Source organism: Clostridium sp. LY3-2 (assembly GCF_024705715.1).
Taxonomy (GTDB): Bacteria; Bacillota; Clostridia; order Clostridiales; family Clostridiaceae; genus Clostridium.
This window is the reverse complement of sequence record NZ_JAMDLQ010000034.1, coordinates 1-16,315: the sequence shown is the minus strand read 5'-3', so window position 1 is coordinate 16,315 and position 16,315 is coordinate 1. Positions and strand designations below refer to the sequence as shown.

Sequence of the window (16,315 nt, the reverse complement as noted above, 5' to 3'; positions counted from 1 at the left end):
GATGTATAATTATAAATATAGTAAAGTATAAATTTAGAAAAAATGTTTATACTAAATAATAGTTGAAATTATAACTTAAATTAGTAAGGGGGTGCGCTGCCTCGGCGGCTAGTAGAATGAGTAATAAAGTAGAAAATACAATGCAATTTGATTTATCAAAAAATAAGGAAGCATTAACAAAAGCTATTTTGTCAGAGGTTTATAATTCATTACAAGAGAAGGGTTATAATCCGATAAACCAATTAGTTGGTTATATTATATCTGGAGACCCTACTTACATTACAAATTACAATGGAGCAAGAGCTTTAGTAAGAAAACTTGAAAGAGACGAAATTCTTGAAGAAGTTTTAAAATCTTATTTAGAGATAAAATAAAAAGTGCCCTATTGAGGGCACTTTTACTTTAAAGGAGCAATAAATGAGAATACTCGGATTAGATGTAGGTCAAAAGACTATCGGAGTTGCAATTTCAGATCCATTAGGATTTACAGCACAAGGAATTACAACAATTAGAAGAAACAAAAAAGAAAATGATATACTTGAAGTTAAAAAGATTTGCGATGAATATTCTGTAGAAACAATAGTAGTTGGATTACCTAAAAATATGGATGGATCAATAGGGTTTGCTGGTGAAAAAATCCAGGAATTTTCTGAATTACTTAGAGAAAAAATAGATTTAGAAATAGTTTTTTGGGATGAGAGATTAACTACGGTTGCTGCACACAAAGCTATGCTTGAAGCGGACCTTTCAAGAGGAAAGAGAAAAAAGATAGTAGATAAAGTTGCTGCAACATATATTTTACAAGGTTATTTAGATAGAATATCAAGAAAATAACAATAATCAAATGAATATCAAGTGAAAATAATTATTGACAAGTATAATTAAAAAAATTAAGATAGAAAAAAGGAGATATTTAAAATGGAAAAAGATATAGAATTTATAGATTTAATGGATGAACAAGGTAATGAGGAAACTTTCAAAGTTGTTAGTTTCTTTAAAATAGATGATTTAAAGTCAGAATATGTAGTTTTAGTTCCAGCTGAAGATGAAGCTGATGAAGCTATCGTATTAAAAATTGTAAAAGACGAAGATGGAAATGATAATTTAATAAATATAGAAGACGAAGGCGAATTCGCTATGGTAGAAGAAGCTTACAGTCTACTTATGCAAGGTGAAGAGTAAAAATTAAATATCATTTTTATTGAAAAGAGGTGTTATACGTATGAGTAATATTGTTTCAATAAATATGGAGGAATTAAAAGAAAACCTTAAAAAGAAGGGATATAAACTTACTCCTCAAAGAAGAGCTATAGTTGATACTATAATTAAAAATGAAGGAAAACATATGACGGCAGAAGAAATTTACGATGAAGTAAAAAGAGACTGTCCTGAGATAGGTTTAGCAACAGTTTATAGAACTGTTTTAATTCTTGAAGAAATAAAATTATTATCAAGATTAGATTTAAGTGATGGTTGTAGTAGATATGAAATCATACATGATGATGAAGAACATAGACACCACCATTTAATTTGTAATAATTGCAAAAAGGTTATAGAAGTTGAGGAAGATTTACTAGATGAACTTGAAGATAGAATTAAAACAAAGTATTTATTCGAAGTTCAAGACCACAGTGTAAAATTCTACGGTATTTGTAACGAATGCAAAAATAAAAATTAAAGGAGAATCCTCTCTAAAAGTGCAGTGACGAGATGACATCCTTTGTTTATACATAAAACAAATAAGGAGGGGAAATATGAAAAATGAGAAACCAAAGGTTAAAGTTATTCCTTTAGGTGGGATAGATGAAATCGGTAAAAATATGACAGTTATCGAATATAAAGATGATATTGTTATTATCGATTGTGGTCTTAAATTCCCAGATGCGGATATGTATGGAATAGATATAGTAATTCCAGATATAACTTATCTTCTAAAGAATAAAGAAAGAATTAGAGGAATTTTCTTAACTCACGGACACGAAGATCATATAGGTGCGTTGCCTTATGTATTAAAGCAATTAAACATACCTATATATGGAACAAAATTAACTTTAGGTATTGTAGAAACAAAATTAAGAGAGCACGGATTATTAGCTGATACAACTCTTAATGTTGTAAAACCTAGAGATAAAGTAAAATTAGACAGTGTAACTGTAGAATTTATTAAAACTAATCACTCAATAGCTGATTCAGTTGCTATTGCAATTCACACACCATTAGGTGTAGTACTTCACACAGGAGATTTTAAAATTGATCATACACCTATAGATGGAGGAAGAACTGATTTTGCAAGACTTGCTGAACTTGGTAAGAAAGGTGTTTTAGTTATGATGGCTGATTCAACTAACGTTGAAAAGCCAGGCTATACTATGTCAGAGAGTATAGTTGGAGATAGTTTAAATAGACTATTTGGGAAAGCTAAGGGTAGAATATTAGTAGCAACTTTTGCATCTAATATTCACAGAATTCAGCAAATTGTAAAATCAGCTGAAATGTATAAAAAGAAGGTAGCAGTTTCAGGAAGAAGTATGGAAAACATAGTTCAAGTTGCTATCGAACTTGGATACCTAAAGTCACAAGAAGGAACTATGGTGACTTTAGACCAAGCTTTAAAGTTAAAAAACGACCAAGTGGTTATTGTTACAACAGGAAGTCAAGGGGAACCGATGTCTGCACTATCTAGAATGGCAGCTTCTGAACATAAGAAGATACAAATAGTAGAAGGAGATACTGTAATTATTTCTGCTACGCCAATTCCAGGTAACGAAAAACTTGTCTCAACAGTTGTAAACAAATTATTTAAAAAAGGTGCTGAAGTTATATACGGATCAGGACAAAACGTCCACGTATCAGGGCATGCGTGTCAAGAAGAATTAAAACTTATACAAACAATTGTAAAGCCTAGATTCTTCATCCCAGTTCACGGTGAGTATAGACATTTAAAATTACATGCTGAACTAGCACTTAAAACTGGTTTAAACAAAAGAAACTACGTATTACCTGAAACAGGTGATGTAATTGAAATTACAAGAAATTCTATTAAAAAGAATGGTTCTGTAAATTCAGGTCAAGTTCTTGTTGATGGTTTAGGTGTAGGAGATGTTGGACATATCGTATTAAGAGATAGAAAACATCTTTCTCAAGATGGTATATTAACTGTTGTAGTTACTTTAGATAGAGAAAGTGCATCAGTTATTGCAGGACCAGATATAATTTCAAGAGGTTTCGTTTATGTAAGAGAGTCAGAAGGCTTAATGGATGAAGCACGTGAAATTGTAAAAGGTGTTTTAAACTATTGCGAGGAAAATAAAGTTACAGATTGGGCAACAATTAAAAGTAAGATAAGGGATGAACTTAGAAATTATCTATATGAAAAAACTAAGAGAAAACCAATGATTTTACCTATAATAATGGAAATTTAAGTAGAATTTTGTCTAATTTCAAAATGATTTTGTTGACTTTTATAAAATAGAATATTAAAATATAAAATAGTGTGAGAAAATTGGGTACGTTTTGTATCCAATTTTCTTTATGTAAGAACGTTTTATAGGTTTACATAAACTTTGTAAATGAATAAAGCCAAAAATTTGGAGGAATAACAATGGATTTAATTAAAAGAGAAGATATTAGAAATATAGCCATCATAGCTCACGTTGACCACGGTAAAACAACATTAGTTGATGCTTTATTAAAAGATAGCCAAACATTTAGAGCAAATGAAAAAGTTCAAGAGAGAGTAATGGACTCAAATGATTTAGAAAAAGAAAGAGGAATAACAATTCTTTCTAAAAATACTGCAATTCACTATAATGATGTAAAAATTAATATAGTTGACACACCAGGACATGCTGACTTCGGTGGAGAAGTTGAACGTGTACTTAAAATGGTTGATTCAGTTTTATTAGTAGTTGATTCTTACGAAGGACCAATGCCACAAACTAAGTTCGTTCTTAAAAAAGCTTTAGAACTTAAGTTAAAGCCAATCGTTGTAATTAACAAGATTGATAAACCAGATGCTAGACCAGAGCAAGTTATAGATGAAGTATTTGATCTATTCTTAGAACTTGGTGCAGATGATGATCAATTAGATTTCCCAATAATCTACGCTTCAGCTAGAGATGGATTTGCAAGATACAAAGTAGAAGATACAAATACAAACATGACTCCACTATTTGATACAATAGTAGAAAAAGTTGAATGTCCAACAGGGGATATAGATGGGCCATTACAAATGCTAGTTACAACTCTTGATTCAAATGAGTATGTTGGAAGAATAGCAATCGGTAAAATCCACAGAGGAAGAGTTAAGAAAAACCAACAAGTTGCACTAGTAGCTAAAGATGGAAGTACTAAAAATTACAAAGTAAGTGCATTATTCGGATATAACGGATTAAAAAGAGAAGATATAGAAGAAGCCGCTTTAGGTGATATAGTTGCTCTAGCTGGTGTAGGAGATGCTAACATCGGAGAAACTATAGCAGATTCTCAAAGCCCAGAAGCTTTACCATTTGTTGATATCGATGAGCCAACATTAAGCATGAACTTCATGGTTAATGATTCTCCATACGTTGGTCAAGATGGTGATTTCATAACATCAAGACACTTAAGAGATAGATTAATGAAAGAACTTGAAACAAACGTAAGTTTAAGAGTTAGAGAAATTACTCCAGACTGCTACGAAGTATCAGGTAGAGGAGAACTTCATTTATCAGTTCTTATAGAAACAATGAGAAGAGAAGGATATGAATTACAAGTTTCAAAAGCTAACGTAATCTTCAAAGAAGAAAATGGAAAAACTATGGAGCCTATGGAATATTTAACAATAGATGTTCCAGAAGAATTCATGGGACCTGTAATGGAAAAATTAGGGCCTAGAAAAGGTGAAATGGTTAATATGACTTCAGCTGTTAATGGATATACAAGATTAGAATTCGTTATTCCAGCTAGAGGACTTATAGGATTCAGAAATGAATTTATGACAGATACAAAAGGTAATGGAATAATGAACCACGTATTCCACGGATATGCTCCACACAAAGGAGAAATCCCAGGAAGAAGTAGAGGATCAATAGTTTCATTCGAACAAGGTGATGCTATAGCGTACGGATTATTCAATGCACAAGAAAGAGGATCATTATTTATAGATGCAGGAACACCTGTATACCAAGGTATGATCGTTGGAGTTTGTGGAAGAGCTGATGACTTAGACATAAACGTATGTAAAGGTAAAAAACTTACTAATACAAGATCATCAGGTGCTGATGAAGCTTTAAAATTAGTCCCACCTATAAAAATGTCATTAGAGCAAGCTTTAGAATTCATTAATAATGATGAATTAGTAGAAGTTACTCCAAACAATATAAGAATGAGAAAAACAATTTTAGATAGTACTGAAAGAAAAAGAGCAATTAGCAGAAGCAAGAAATAAGATAAAAATTTCTTTATAAACTAATAGAAAAGTATTATAATTAAGTAAATAGCCTGCTATAGGCTATTTACTTTTGTATATAGGGGGTATTTTATGAAGAGAACCAAGAAAAAAATTATTGGCGCTTTATGTATTGCAGCTATAATTGTAATAGGTGGAGTAGTATATACTTACAGTAAAAATACTAATAACCCAATAAAATCTTCAGAGACTTCAGTCACTATAGATGTAAATAAAGGCGAGGCTTTTTATACACTATTAGACAGACTTAAGGGTGAAGGGATTTTAAGAAGTGAATTTATGACAAAACTATACTTAAAAATAAATGGTATTTCACCAAAAGTTATACCAGGTACATATACAATAGATAGTGATACATCTTTAAAAGAACTTCTTACAAGACTTCAAACAGAGGATAATTTGAAGGTAACAATTCCAGAAGGATACGATATTTCTGAAATTGGAAATAAGCTTCAAGAAGCTGGATTATTTACTAAAGATGAATTTATTAAAGCTGTTGAAAATTATAAATTACCTTCATTTATTAAAGAAGTGCCAGGTAGACGTTACCAATTAGAAGGGTATCTTTTCCCAGATACTTATGCAATCCCTAAAGGATCAAGTCCAGATTACGTAATTCAAGCTATGTTAAAAAGATTTAAAGCAGAAATTGACGCTTTAGAAAAGCAATATGGTGTTACATTAAATGCTGAACAGATAGATGAATTAGTAACAAAAGCTTCAATAATTGAGAATGAAGCAAGGGTTGATAAAGAACGTCCTATAATAGCATCAGTAATTAATAATAGATTAAAAACTAATATGCCGCTTCAAATTGATGCAACTGTAATATATGCATTAGGAAAGCATGTAGATGTAGTAACATATAAAGATTTAAAAGTAGATTCAAAGTATAATACTTATAAAAATAAAGGATTACCAATAGGGCCTATTTCAAACCCTGGTAAAAAATCTTTAGAAGCTGCTTTAAAACCTGCAAGTACAGATTATCTATATTATATATTAGTACCTGGTACTAATGAGCATAAATTTACAAAAAGCGGTAACGAATTCAATGAATTTAGAAAGAAATATGGATATGATGATTAATAATTGGAGGTAAAAATGAGTGGTATAACTTATGATTACATGGAAGAATATCTTAGAGGATTAATTGGAGAAACAACTGGTAAACTTAAAGCAGTTGAGGAATTTGCTATAGAGAACAAAGTTCCTATAATCCAAAAAGAAGGTGCTAAATTCCTAGAATTTATGGTTAGCATGAAAAAACCATTAAGAATTCTAGAATTAGGTACAGCAATAGGGTATTCTGCTATACTAATGTATGATGCAGCAGGAACGAATCCTCACATCACTACAATAGAAAGAAGTAAAGAAATGATAGACCTAGCAAAGGTGAATATCGAAAAATTCGGATTGAATGATAATATTATCATAAAAGAAGGGGACTGTCTAGATATATTAGAAAGTTTAGAAGAGCCTTATGATTTAATATTTATGGATGCTGGAAAAGGTCATTATAATCACTTCCTTCCACATTGTTTAAGATTATTAAAAAATGATGGAATTATAATTGCTGATAATGTATTATTTAGAGGAATGGTCGCATCACAAGAGCTAGTAAAAAGAAGAAAAATTACTATTGTAAAAAGGATGAGAACATATCTAGAGATGGTATCAAATGATGAAAGTTTAATAACCTCAGTCATACCTATGGGTGATGGTATAGCTATAACTAAGAGGAGGTAATTTATGTTTAAACCAGAAATTCTAGCGCCAGCTGGAAATTTAGAAAAATTAAAAATAGCAATAGATTTTGGAGCAGACGCCGTTTATATAGGTGGGAGTAAGCTTAACTTAAGAGCATTTGCGGGTAATTTCACTAATGAAGAAATTGCAGATGGTCTTAAGTATTGTCATGATAGAGGGAAAAAATTATATGTAACTATGAATGTTTTCCCTAGAAATTATGATTTAGATGGAGCAGCTGAATATGTAAAAGGGCTAGAAGACTTAGGAGTAGATGCAATTTTAGTTGGAGACCCAGGTCTTATTGCAGTTGTTAAAGAAGCTGCACCAAATTTAGATATACATTTAAGTACTCAAGCAAATACAGTTAACTGGAAGACTGCAAAATTCTGGTATGATTTAGGTGTAAAAAGAATAGTTTTAGCTAGAGAGATGAGCTTTAATGAAATTCATGGATTTAGAGATAACTTGCCTAAAGAATGCGAAATAGAAGCATTTGTGCATGGTTCTATGTGTATGGCTTATTCAGGAAGATGTTTAATTTCAAATTATATATTAGGAAGAGATTCAAACAAAGGAATCTGTGCTAATGTATGTAGATATAAATATTATTTAGTTGAAGAAACTAGACCTAATGAGTTCTTCCCTGTATTTGAGGATGAACGAGGAACTTACATAATGAATTCAAAGGACTTATGTATGATAAAACATATCCCAGAACTTGTTAAAGCTGGTATACACTCTTTAAAAATAGAAGGAAGAATGAAAAGTGAATTCTACGTAGCTTCAGTTGTTAAGGCTTATAGAGAAGCACTAGATAGTTATTTTGAAGACCCAGAAAACTATGAATTCAAAGAAGAGTGGATGACAACAGTATTAAAAACTAGTCATAGACCTTTCCACACAGGTTTCTATTTTGGAAAATCTGGAGAACAAACATATGAGCATTCATCATATGTAAGAGATTATGATATAGTAGGAATTGTTAAGTCTTATGATAAAGACAGTAAAATTGCTACTATCGTACAGAAAAATAGAGTGTTTGAAGGGGATAAGGTTGATGTTTTAAGAGCTAAAACTCCTAATTTCTCAATAACTTTAGAAGAGATGTATGATGTTGATAAAAATAAAGAAACAGATGTAGCAAATAGAGCACATATGATTTTCACAGTTAAAATTGATATAGAATTAAAAGAAAATGATATGCTAGTAAAAGCAAAAGAAACATTATCATTAGAAGATAATTAAGGAGGAACTTTTATGAAAAAACCTATACTTATTGGAATTACTGGGGGAACAGGATCAGGAAAAAGCACAATTGCTCACGAGATATTTAATAGCTTTAACGAGGATTGCATAGCAATGGTTGAGCAGGATGCTTATTATAAAGATCAAAGTCATTTAACAATGGAAGATAGGGTTAAAACTAACTATGACCACCCTAAAGCGTTTGATACTGAACTATTAGTTCAGCACTTAAATACTCTTGCAGAGGGCAAAGCCATTGAAAAACCAATTTATGATTTTGCAAGTCACAACAGAGCAAAAGAAACTGTCACTGTTGAACCTAAAGAAATTATAATTGTCGAAGGTATTATGGTTTTAGAAGATCAAAAATTAAGAGATCTTCTTGATATAAAAGTTTACGTTGATACAGATGCAGATGTAAGAATTATAAGAAGAATGGTTAGAGATATAAATGAAAGAGGAAGAACAGTTGAATCAGTAATAGATCAATATCTTTCAGTCGTAAGACCAATGCATATGCAATTTATAGAACCAACTAAAAGATATGCAGATATTATTGTACCAGAAGGCGGACAAAACAAAGTTGCTATCGATATAATGGTTTCAAAAATAAAAGATATATTAAAGTAGTGAATAAAGCACCTCTTTATAGGCAATAATTGCCTATAGGAGGTGTTTTTTTGAAGATAAAATTAAGTAGAGAAAAACAAATTTTTAGTGTATTTATATTGATATTTAGTTTGTTATCTGTAAGGTTATATTTTTTGCAAGTTAAACCTGTAGAAAAGGTAACGGCACAGTATAAAAATCATCAAACAGAAAATATTAGTGATATAAATTATATGGTATTAGATTCTAAAGGGAAAGATTTATTTAAATATAATAAAGAATATGTACTAGTTATAGATGCAAAGCCTTTTAGTCTTAATAATTACGAAGAGACTTTAGAAGATTTAATGGCGTTAAACTTCATTATGAAAGGTGAAAACATAGATTTTAACTACACAGATGTCATGAAAAATAAAGGTAAATTATACTATAAAATATCTGAAAGCACTTTCAATAAAATAAAAAGATTAAATAATATTAAAGGTATATATACTTATGTTTATGATAAGGTTGACAAAAAGGAAGCTTGGTCTACAAGCGGAATGTTATCAAATATAGGGCAAAATAAATCAGTAAAAGATTCTTTTGAAGATAAATTATATAACGAACTTAAAAATAACGAATCACCTAAAAAAAATTTCTATTTAGATGATTCAGCTGTATATAATCACGAAGAGATAGATATAAAAAAAGAAAACAGGAATTTAAAATTAACAATTGATAAGGAACTAGATGACAAAATAAGAAATGTTTTATCAAAAGAAGAATTTTCAAAATATAAAAATGTAGGAGTTATATTATTAGAATCAAATACAGGGAAAATAAGGTCTATGATTCAAAAAGATGAGAGTTATGCAAATATAAACTTAGGAATTGAAGGTCAAGGCTTTGAACCAGGTTCTATATTTAAGTTAGTAACTTATGCAACGGCTTTAGAAAAAGCTATATTAAGCCCTCAAAACACATATGTTTGTACTGGTGCAGTCTGTAAGAATGCACACGGTAGACTTACTGTAAATGATGCACTTACAATATCATGTAACGATATTTTTGGAATAATAGGTAACGAGATAGGATATCAAAATATGGTAGATTATTGCAAAAGACTTGGATTATACGATAGAGTATTAAATTTACAAACTGAAAATAAAAACGAAACTTTAGGTGTTATGCCAAAAGAAGATGATGGTATGAACAACTTTGCAATAGGGCAGTGTATGACTGTGTCTCCACTTCAAATAATTGGTGCGGTTAATGCTGTAATTAATAATGGAGTATACGTAAAGCCGTATTTAGTATCGGAAATAATTGATTCAAACGAAAAGACGGTAAAAGAGTTTAAAACGACTTCTGAGAAAATATTTAGTAAAACTACAAGTGAAATAGTTAGAGATGGTATGAAAGATGTAGTGAAAAAAGGTACTGGTGTTCAAGCTAAAATAGAGGGAATCGAGATAGGTGGGAAAACAGGGTCAAGTACAAGTAGCGATTATACAACTCACTCTTGGTTTTTAGGAACATTTAATATTAATGGAAGTACTCACACTATGTTAGTATTTATTCCAAACCTAAAAAGTGAAAAAGGCGAAGAAGTAGGAGGAGGAAATACAGCAGCTCCAATCTTTAGAGAAATAGTAAAAGAAATAAACAAAAAATGATGCTAAATTTTTAGCATCATTTTTTACGTTTAATTTATTATTAAGACATTATAGGTTTAATTTAAGGTGTTACCATAATATCATTAGAAAGAAAAGGGGGGATTTTATGGATAATATAAGAAATGGAGTTTTAATTTTAACAGGGTTTGGAACAATTTTAAGTTTAAGTATAAAGTGGGCAAACAATTTAATATTAGAATCGGTAAGATCAAAGTTAAGAGTTGTGCCTTGTATACAAAATTTATTTGATACTATATTAAAAGTAATGATATGTATTTTACCAATTACAATGATTTTTGTAATTATTAACAGTGTTTTTAGAGAAAAAGATAATTTTAAAAACTATAGTTTATTAGAAATACTATTTTTATCTATTATAGTTATTGCTACACTTTTAGAATTATTAATAGCACAAGATAAAATAAGTAAGATAAAAAAGATATACATTGACAAGCTTTTATATAATAAGTTTGATGATTTAAGTAGAAGTGATAAAAAAATAATAAAGGTTGGTATAATTTTTTCAGCGCTTTCAGGAAGTGTATCAACTATATATACGATAATCGGTATAGCATCTTATATAAGTGATTTTAAAATTACAGAAAATGTGTTTATATCACTTGGAATATCAGCTATATTAGCTGTCTTTAATATGCTTCTATTTATAATTTTTATAAGTACATATACCATATTAAAAGACTTATATAAAGAAGGAATGTACACAATAATTTTAAGGCAGGGTAATTATAATATTGTATGTCCTTTGTTTTTAGATATAGATGAATATTACGTATTTAATGAAAATGGAAGGATTAGATATGTGAAACAAAGTGAAGTTACTGAGATAATAGTAAGCAATAAATAAATCTTTTGAAATCATTTTTGCTCTTTTAAGAAAGTTTTAAACATTACTATCATAAAATAATATTAGCAATTGTAGGAGGAGTAAAGTGATAGTTTTATCAAACTTTATAGAATTATTGTGTAATACTGTATTTTTAACAGGATATATATCAAGTAACAATACATTCCCAACCCCTCTAGATGAAAAAGAAGAAGAAATGTATTTAAGAAAGTTAAAAGAGGGGGATAAAAAAGCAAAAAGTATTTTAATTGAAAGAAATTTAAGACTAGTTGCACATATAGTTAAAAAGTACTCGTTTCCTAACAAAGATGTAGATGAATTAATATCTATAGGCACAGTAGGTTTAATAAAAGCTATAGATTCCTTTAATGTTGATAAAGGTACAAGACTAGCAACATATGCATCTAGATGCATAGAAAATGAAATCTTAATGTTATTTAGAAATAATAAAAAGCAAAAAGGTGAAGTATACCTACAAGACCCAATTGGAGTTGATAAAGAAGGTAATGAATTGCGCTTATAATTATGTATGTGATATTTCTTCTTAAATAATGATATAATTACTTTATCATTATTTAGGGGGAAGACAATGGATGATAGAAATTTTATATTACTAATAGGGACTTTTATTTCTGTAATTTGGTTAACTTCGAAGTTTGTTACAAAATATTTTAGTACAGAAATAAAAGAAAAGATTATAAAAAAGCCTGGTGAGCAATATCATATAAGCATTTTTACAGCATGGCTAATTAATAATATCGGAATAGTAGATGTTGTGATGTTTATTTATTTGTTTTATACATATTTTAGAGATGTTAAATCTAATGATGGAATACATAACGATATTGGCATAAGTATTTTTTCTGGAGTAATAGTCTTAATAATATTTATAATATTGGTAGCATTATTTTTTTTGTTTATAGCAATACTGGTAATACCTACTATAAATGTAGGTACTATATTTAATTATATTTTAAAAGAGTTTATTAATCAGTTAAAAAATCAAGAATTAAGGGTGCAAAATAAAAAAATATATGAAAAAGAAAAAAGGATCTGTAACATAGGAATTATTTTAACTGGAATTGGTTCTGCAATATTTACTATTTGTTTTGGATATCAAATGTACATTGTATACAATGGTGGTAAAGACGAATTATTAATAGTTAGTTTTATAGGGATAACAATATATATGGCGACATATTGTTTATGGAAATCAATAAAAAGTGTAATTAGTGATTTAGAGGATTATAGGTTATTTTATTTATTCGATAAAGATAATAAATTAATTGTAGTTACATCCCTTTATATTGAAGTTGAAGATAAATATGTGTTTTATAAAAGTGGGATAAGATGTTCTTACTTGAAATCAGAAGTAAAAACTATATTCTGCGAAGAAAAATTGGAAAATAATATTAATCATGAAAATAAATATTCAATTAAATTCAAAAGAATATATATTTGGATAGAAAAAATTGGAGAAACAAAACTCATTAGAAAATTTAAAGAAACAGATTTTTTTAAAATAATTACACAAAAATGAAAATAAATAAAAGCAGCTTATAAGCTGCTTTTATTTTATATATATTTTAATTTCAAAAGAATTAGAATTAGTTTTTTTGTATTCAATTTTGTTTAGTATTGACTTAAGCAATTCATTTTTTAGTTTAACATCAGTAATTAAAGGATAAGATTTAACTACTGCTTCAAAATCGATTATAGCATCTTGAAGATTTTTAGAGGTAGATTTAGAGTTTAACTTATTTTCAATACTATTCTTTTCGCTAGTTAACAAATTAATTCTATTAGCTATATTAGTAGATCTATCTAGAAAAACTTCTTCAGTATAGATTCCACGCTCTAAGAAATCAAATAGTTTTAATTTCTGATTTTCTAAAGTTTTTATTTCTTTAGTTATATTTGCTAGTTGGCCTTTAAAAATAGAAGTTTCATCATCTTTAGGCTCATTAGACTCTAATTCATATCTATAGCCTTCAATAACTTTCTCTATTTGATTTAATACTTCTAATTCAACATCATCAAATCTGTTGCTTATGTTACCACATTTATAGGTACACATAATTCTATGGATACCTCTTGATGGTCTCATAGTCATCTTTTTACCACAAACTGCGCAGGTTATTAATCCAGCAAAAGGATTTATAGGAGCGTTTGTAAGTTGATATGGAACATGATATCTATTATTCAATATTTCTTGAGACTTATTCCATATTTCTTTATCTATAAGCGGCTTATGTTTACCGTCAACAATTATCCATTCTGATTTATCACGCATTTTTGTATCTTTAAGTTTACCCGGTGTTTTAGATTTTCTAATATCTTTTTTCTTCCAAGTTATCTTGCCTATATATATAGGATTTTTTAATATAGTAAGAACAGAGCTAGCACTAAAATTATTTCCAATCTTAGTTTTATAACCTAACGAATTAAGATAGTCAGCAATATTCTTTGAACCACTACCTTCAGTATAAAGTTTAAAAATCAGTTTTATAATTTCTGATTCTTCTTCATTTATTTTTAGAGTTCTACTTTTCTTTATATAATCAATGTCATATCCAATTGGGGGATTAGTAGCTATATAATTACCGTCTTCTACAGAACGGACTCTTCCTCCTTGCATACGTCTATTAATCATTTTTAATTCTTTACGGCTCATAAAAGCTTCAAATTCACTATATTCTTCATCAAAATCATTATTAAGATCATATGTTTTCATTGGGGTGATTATTTTAGTTTTGCTATTTTTAAATGTTTCTAAAATAACTCCTTGGTCCTTCATATCACCACGACCTAATCTTTGCATATCCATTACTAGAACACCAGAATAAGTTTTAGCTTCTACTTCTTTAAGAAGTTCTAGCATCTTAGGTCTAAAAAATAAACTTTCACCAGATACAATTTCTTCTTTAATTTCAACAATATTTAATTCATGTTCTTTAGCATATTTTAAAAGAGCTTTTCTATGTTTAGATAATGTTTCACCTTGCCCTAAAGTTTTTTCAAGTTCTTCATCGGCACGTGATTTCCTTAGATACATACATACCTTATTCATCAGATCACTTCCTTATTAAGTTAAATTCTAATTTTAATATTAGAAATCATCAAATTTTTCCACAATTCCAAGCGGGTTAAATCTGATTATGTAATTATCTATAGCATACCAATTTCCATACTTATGCTCATAATAAGAAAGAGCTTCAATAAGAAATTGATTTGTAACACCAAGATAATCTGATAAATCTTGATTACCTATTCTTAGCTTATATGCATCAATTAATTTATTGATACCAACTAAGGTTTGGTAGCTAAATGATCTAGCAGTATTTTCTTGCTTAATATTTCTTATGTTATTTAAGTTAGTAATATTACCAACTGTGAACTTAAAGTGTCCGATTTCTTCAGAAAGTACACAGTATTTTTCTTTATCAGATATTCTTTTATTAATAACAATGCAATTATCAATACATTTTCCACATGGAAGATCAACGCCTAAATCTAGTTCATAAACGTTTATACCTTGAATATGGGCAGTTTCTAGTAACTGTTCGTAATCTGTCATCAAATTTCCAACCCCCCATTGATATAATTATTTTTTATCCTTTAAGAAAGTATCAATGATGTTGTCCATATTAGCTTTTTCTTCATCAGTTAAATCATCATTGTGGCAAGCAACAGGTATAAGGTGTTCCTTATCTTTTTCTTCCCAAAGTTTAGTATCTCTTTTTGGTAGTTCAGTAACGTTAGTATCTTGTTGATATTTAGGCATTTCTACTAAATCCTTTGTATATGCAACAACCTTGTTTTTACCAGCGTTATTTAATTTTCTTAAATCATTTATATGTTCTTGTTCTTGTTCAGATAAATTGTTATTAACGTTAGGATTTTCATCAAAATCTAGTAGCCATAGAGGACTTACATCAAGTGCATTAGCGATTACACCTAACTTGTCAATAGGCATGTTTTTGATTGATCCAGTTTCATATCTTTGTAATGTAGATTTACTCATATTAGTTTTACTAGCTAAATCTTGATAAGAAAGCTTTAACTCTAATCTTCTGCTTTGTATTCGATTCATTATACTGTTTAGTTTTGAATCATTAAGTAAGTTACTCATAAAATCACCTCATAGGTTAATTATAAAATATATTTTCAAAAATGCAACGAAATTTTGAAAAAACACAAAATAAAGTTGCGTAAATGGGTTGACATATAAAATGAGTGATGATATGATTTAATCATCCCAAATACGCAACGGAGGTGATTGAATGATTTATGCTAAATTAAAAGGGATTATGAAAGAAAAAAATTTCTCTCAGAGTAAACTAGCTGATGAGCTAGATATAACAACGCAAAGTCTAAACGCAAAGTTAAATGGGCGTACCCAATTTACATTAGGGGAAGCGTTTAGAATTATAGATATTTTAGATATAAAGAATCCTAACGACATAGTGAAAATTTTTTTTAATAATAATATCCCAAATACGCAACGAGGGGTTGGATAGGAGGTACACAATGAATAAAGTAATGATTTTTGAAAACAGACAACTCTTAGGAAAAGAATTTAAAATTTATGGAACAAAAGAAAATCCTTTATTTTTAGCTAAAGATGTAGCGAATTGGATAGATCATAAAAAGCCAAATGAAATGATAGCTAATATTGATGAAGATGAAAAAGAAAAAATAAAAATCAACCATAGCGATAATAACGCTAGGGTACTT

General features: G+C 29.1%; 18 protein-coding genes and 1 pseudogene. 16 read left to right on the top strand and 3 right to left on the bottom strand.

Going from position 1 to position 16,315, the window contains the following annotated elements:
• The first annotated feature begins 116 nt into the window (after positions 1-116).
• The 14 genes and pseudogenes from M4I33_RS11305 (at position 117) to M4I33_RS11240 (ending at position 13,118) form a co-directional block, all read left to right on the top strand.
• Positions 117-374, top strand: a complete 258-nt coding sequence (locus tag M4I33_RS11305; protein ID WP_194190236.1) for an IreB family regulatory phosphoprotein — start codon at positions 117-119, stop codon at positions 372-374.
• 43 nt (positions 375-417) lie between these two features.
• The gene (gene ruvX / locus M4I33_RS11300) at positions 418-834 is read left to right on the top strand and encodes a Holliday junction resolvase RuvX (protein ID WP_257916886.1); all 417 of its coding nucleotides are present in this window, start codon (positions 418-420) and stop codon (positions 832-834) included.
• A gap of 84 nt (positions 835-918) precedes the next feature.
• A complete protein-coding gene (locus M4I33_RS11295; protein WP_257916885.1) occupies positions 919-1,182 on the top strand; it encodes a DUF1292 domain-containing protein in 264 nt (87 codons plus the stop codon).
• Positions 1,183-1,222: 40 nt separating this feature from the next.
• Complete coding sequence (locus M4I33_RS11290) at positions 1,223-1,678, top strand: Fur family transcriptional regulator (RefSeq protein WP_257916884.1); 456 nt, start codon at positions 1,223-1,225, stop codon at positions 1,676-1,678.
• A 76-nt stretch (positions 1,679-1,754) separates the two neighbouring features.
• Complete coding sequence (locus tag M4I33_RS11285) at positions 1,755-3,422, top strand: ribonuclease J (RefSeq protein ID WP_257916883.1); 1,668 nt, start codon at positions 1,755-1,757, stop codon at positions 3,420-3,422.
• Between the two features lie 179 nt (positions 3,423-3,601).
• Positions 3,602-5,428 carry a translational GTPase TypA gene (gene typA, locus M4I33_RS11280; RefSeq protein ID WP_257916882.1) on the top strand — a complete coding sequence of 609 codons (1,827 nt, stop codon included), beginning with the start codon at positions 3,602-3,604 and terminating at the stop codon, positions 5,426-5,428.
• Positions 5,429-5,521: 93 nt separating this feature from the next.
• Positions 5,522-6,538, top strand: coding sequence for an endolytic transglycosylase MltG (gene mltG / locus M4I33_RS11275; RefSeq protein ID WP_257916881.1), 1,017 nt, complete (start codon positions 5,522-5,524; stop codon positions 6,536-6,538).
• 15 nt (positions 6,539-6,553) lie between these two features.
• Complete coding sequence (locus tag M4I33_RS11270; protein ID WP_257916880.1) at positions 6,554-7,198, top strand: O-methyltransferase; 645 nt, start codon at positions 6,554-6,556, stop codon at positions 7,196-7,198.
• Between the two features lie 3 nt (positions 7,199-7,201).
• Entirely contained in the window at positions 7,202-8,446 is a 1,245-nt protein-coding gene (locus M4I33_RS11265; RefSeq protein WP_257916879.1) for a U32 family peptidase, read from the top strand.
• Positions 8,447-8,458: 12 nt separating this feature from the next.
• A complete protein-coding gene (gene udk / locus M4I33_RS11260; protein WP_257916878.1) occupies positions 8,459-9,076 on the top strand; it encodes a uridine kinase in 618 nt (205 codons plus the stop codon).
• A gap of 212 nt (positions 9,077-9,288) precedes the next feature.
• Positions 9,289-10,713 carry a penicillin-binding transpeptidase domain-containing protein gene (locus M4I33_RS11255; RefSeq protein ID WP_257916939.1) on the top strand — a complete coding sequence of 475 codons (1,425 nt, stop codon included), beginning with the start codon at positions 9,289-9,291 and terminating at the stop codon, positions 10,711-10,713.
• A gap of 106 nt (positions 10,714-10,819) precedes the next feature.
• Positions 10,820-11,578 (top strand): hypothetical protein, encoded by a 759-nt coding sequence (locus tag M4I33_RS11250; protein WP_257916877.1) that lies wholly within the window; start codon positions 10,820-10,822, stop codon positions 11,576-11,578.
• 85 nt (positions 11,579-11,663) lie between these two features.
• Positions 11,664-12,098: pseudogene (locus M4I33_RS11245) on the top strand (sigma-70 family RNA polymerase sigma factor); the annotation flags it as partial.
• A gap of 69 nt (positions 12,099-12,167) precedes the next feature.
• Positions 12,168-13,118 (top strand): hypothetical protein, encoded by a 951-nt coding sequence (locus M4I33_RS11240; protein ID WP_257916876.1) that lies wholly within the window; start codon positions 12,168-12,170, stop codon positions 13,116-13,118.
• Positions 13,119-13,148: 30 nt separating this feature from the next.
• Here the strand turns inward: M4I33_RS11240 and M4I33_RS11235 are convergent, their stop codons facing one another.
• Genes M4I33_RS11235 through M4I33_RS11225 form a run of 3 tightly spaced genes read right to left on the bottom strand, consistent with a single transcriptional unit; the run spans position 13,149 to position 15,710 of the window.
• The gene (locus M4I33_RS11235; RefSeq protein WP_257916875.1) at positions 13,149-14,648 is read right to left on the bottom strand and encodes a recombinase family protein; all 1,500 of its coding nucleotides are present in this window, start codon (positions 14,646-14,648) and stop codon (positions 13,149-13,151) included.
• Between the two features lie 39 nt (positions 14,649-14,687).
• Complete coding sequence (locus M4I33_RS11230; RefSeq protein WP_257916874.1) at positions 14,688-15,155, bottom strand: ImmA/IrrE family metallo-endopeptidase; 468 nt, start codon at positions 15,153-15,155, stop codon at positions 14,688-14,690.
• Positions 15,156-15,182: 27 nt separating this feature from the next.
• A complete protein-coding gene (locus tag M4I33_RS11225; RefSeq protein ID WP_257916873.1) occupies positions 15,183-15,710 on the bottom strand; it encodes a helix-turn-helix domain-containing protein in 528 nt (175 codons plus the stop codon).
• Between the two features lie 151 nt (positions 15,711-15,861).
• Between M4I33_RS11225 and M4I33_RS11220 the strand changes: the two genes are divergently transcribed.
• A complete protein-coding gene (locus tag M4I33_RS11220) occupies positions 15,862-16,098 on the top strand; it encodes a helix-turn-helix transcriptional regulator (protein WP_257916872.1) in 237 nt (78 codons plus the stop codon).
• Positions 16,099-16,108: 10 nt separating this feature from the next.
• On the top strand, positions 16,109-16,315 hold a 207-nt coding region (locus tag M4I33_RS11215), incomplete at its 3' end, for a BRO family protein (RefSeq protein WP_257916871.1).

Excerpts from the sequence above, each read along its gene's own strand:
- M4I33_RS11305 (WP_194190236.1), top strand. The coding sequence starts at position 117 with ATGAGTAATAAAGTAGAAAATACAATGCAATTTGATTTATCAAAAAAT.
- ruvX (WP_257916886.1), top strand. The coding sequence starts at position 418 with ATGAGAATACTCGGATTAGATGTAGGTCAAAAGACTATCGGAGTTGCA.
- M4I33_RS11295 (WP_257916885.1), top strand. The coding sequence starts at position 919 with ATGGAAAAAGATATAGAATTTATAGATTTAATGGATGAACAAGGTAAT.
- M4I33_RS11290 (WP_257916884.1), top strand. The coding sequence starts at position 1,223 with ATGAGTAATATTGTTTCAATAAATATGGAGGAATTAAAAGAAAACCTT.
- M4I33_RS11285 (WP_257916883.1), top strand. The coding sequence starts at position 1,755 with ATGAAAAATGAGAAACCAAAGGTTAAAGTTATTCCTTTAGGTGGGATA.
- typA (WP_257916882.1), top strand. The coding sequence starts at position 3,602 with ATGGATTTAATTAAAAGAGAAGATATTAGAAATATAGCCATCATAGCT.
- mltG (WP_257916881.1), top strand. The coding sequence starts at position 5,522 with ATGAAGAGAACCAAGAAAAAAATTATTGGCGCTTTATGTATTGCAGCT.
- M4I33_RS11270 (WP_257916880.1), top strand. The coding sequence starts at position 6,554 with ATGAGTGGTATAACTTATGATTACATGGAAGAATATCTTAGAGGATTA.
- M4I33_RS11265 (WP_257916879.1), top strand. The coding sequence starts at position 7,202 with ATGTTTAAACCAGAAATTCTAGCGCCAGCTGGAAATTTAGAAAAATTA.
- udk (WP_257916878.1), top strand. The coding sequence starts at position 8,459 with ATGAAAAAACCTATACTTATTGGAATTACTGGGGGAACAGGATCAGGA.
- M4I33_RS11255 (WP_257916939.1), top strand. The coding sequence starts at position 9,289 with ATGGTATTAGATTCTAAAGGGAAAGATTTATTTAAATATAATAAAGAA.
- M4I33_RS11250 (WP_257916877.1), top strand. The coding sequence starts at position 10,820 with ATGGATAATATAAGAAATGGAGTTTTAATTTTAACAGGGTTTGGAACA.
- M4I33_RS11240 (WP_257916876.1), top strand. The coding sequence starts at position 12,168 with ATGGATGATAGAAATTTTATATTACTAATAGGGACTTTTATTTCTGTA.
- M4I33_RS11235 (WP_257916875.1), bottom strand. The coding sequence starts at position 14,648 with ATGAATAAGGTATGTATGTATCTAAGGAAATCACGTGCCGATGAAGAA.
- M4I33_RS11230 (WP_257916874.1), bottom strand. The coding sequence starts at position 15,155 with ATGACAGATTACGAACAGTTACTAGAAACTGCCCATATTCAAGGTATA.
- M4I33_RS11225 (WP_257916873.1), bottom strand. The coding sequence starts at position 15,710 with ATGAGTAACTTACTTAATGATTCAAAACTAAACAGTATAATGAATCGA.
- M4I33_RS11220 (WP_257916872.1), top strand. The coding sequence starts at position 15,862 with ATGATTTATGCTAAATTAAAAGGGATTATGAAAGAAAAAAATTTCTCT.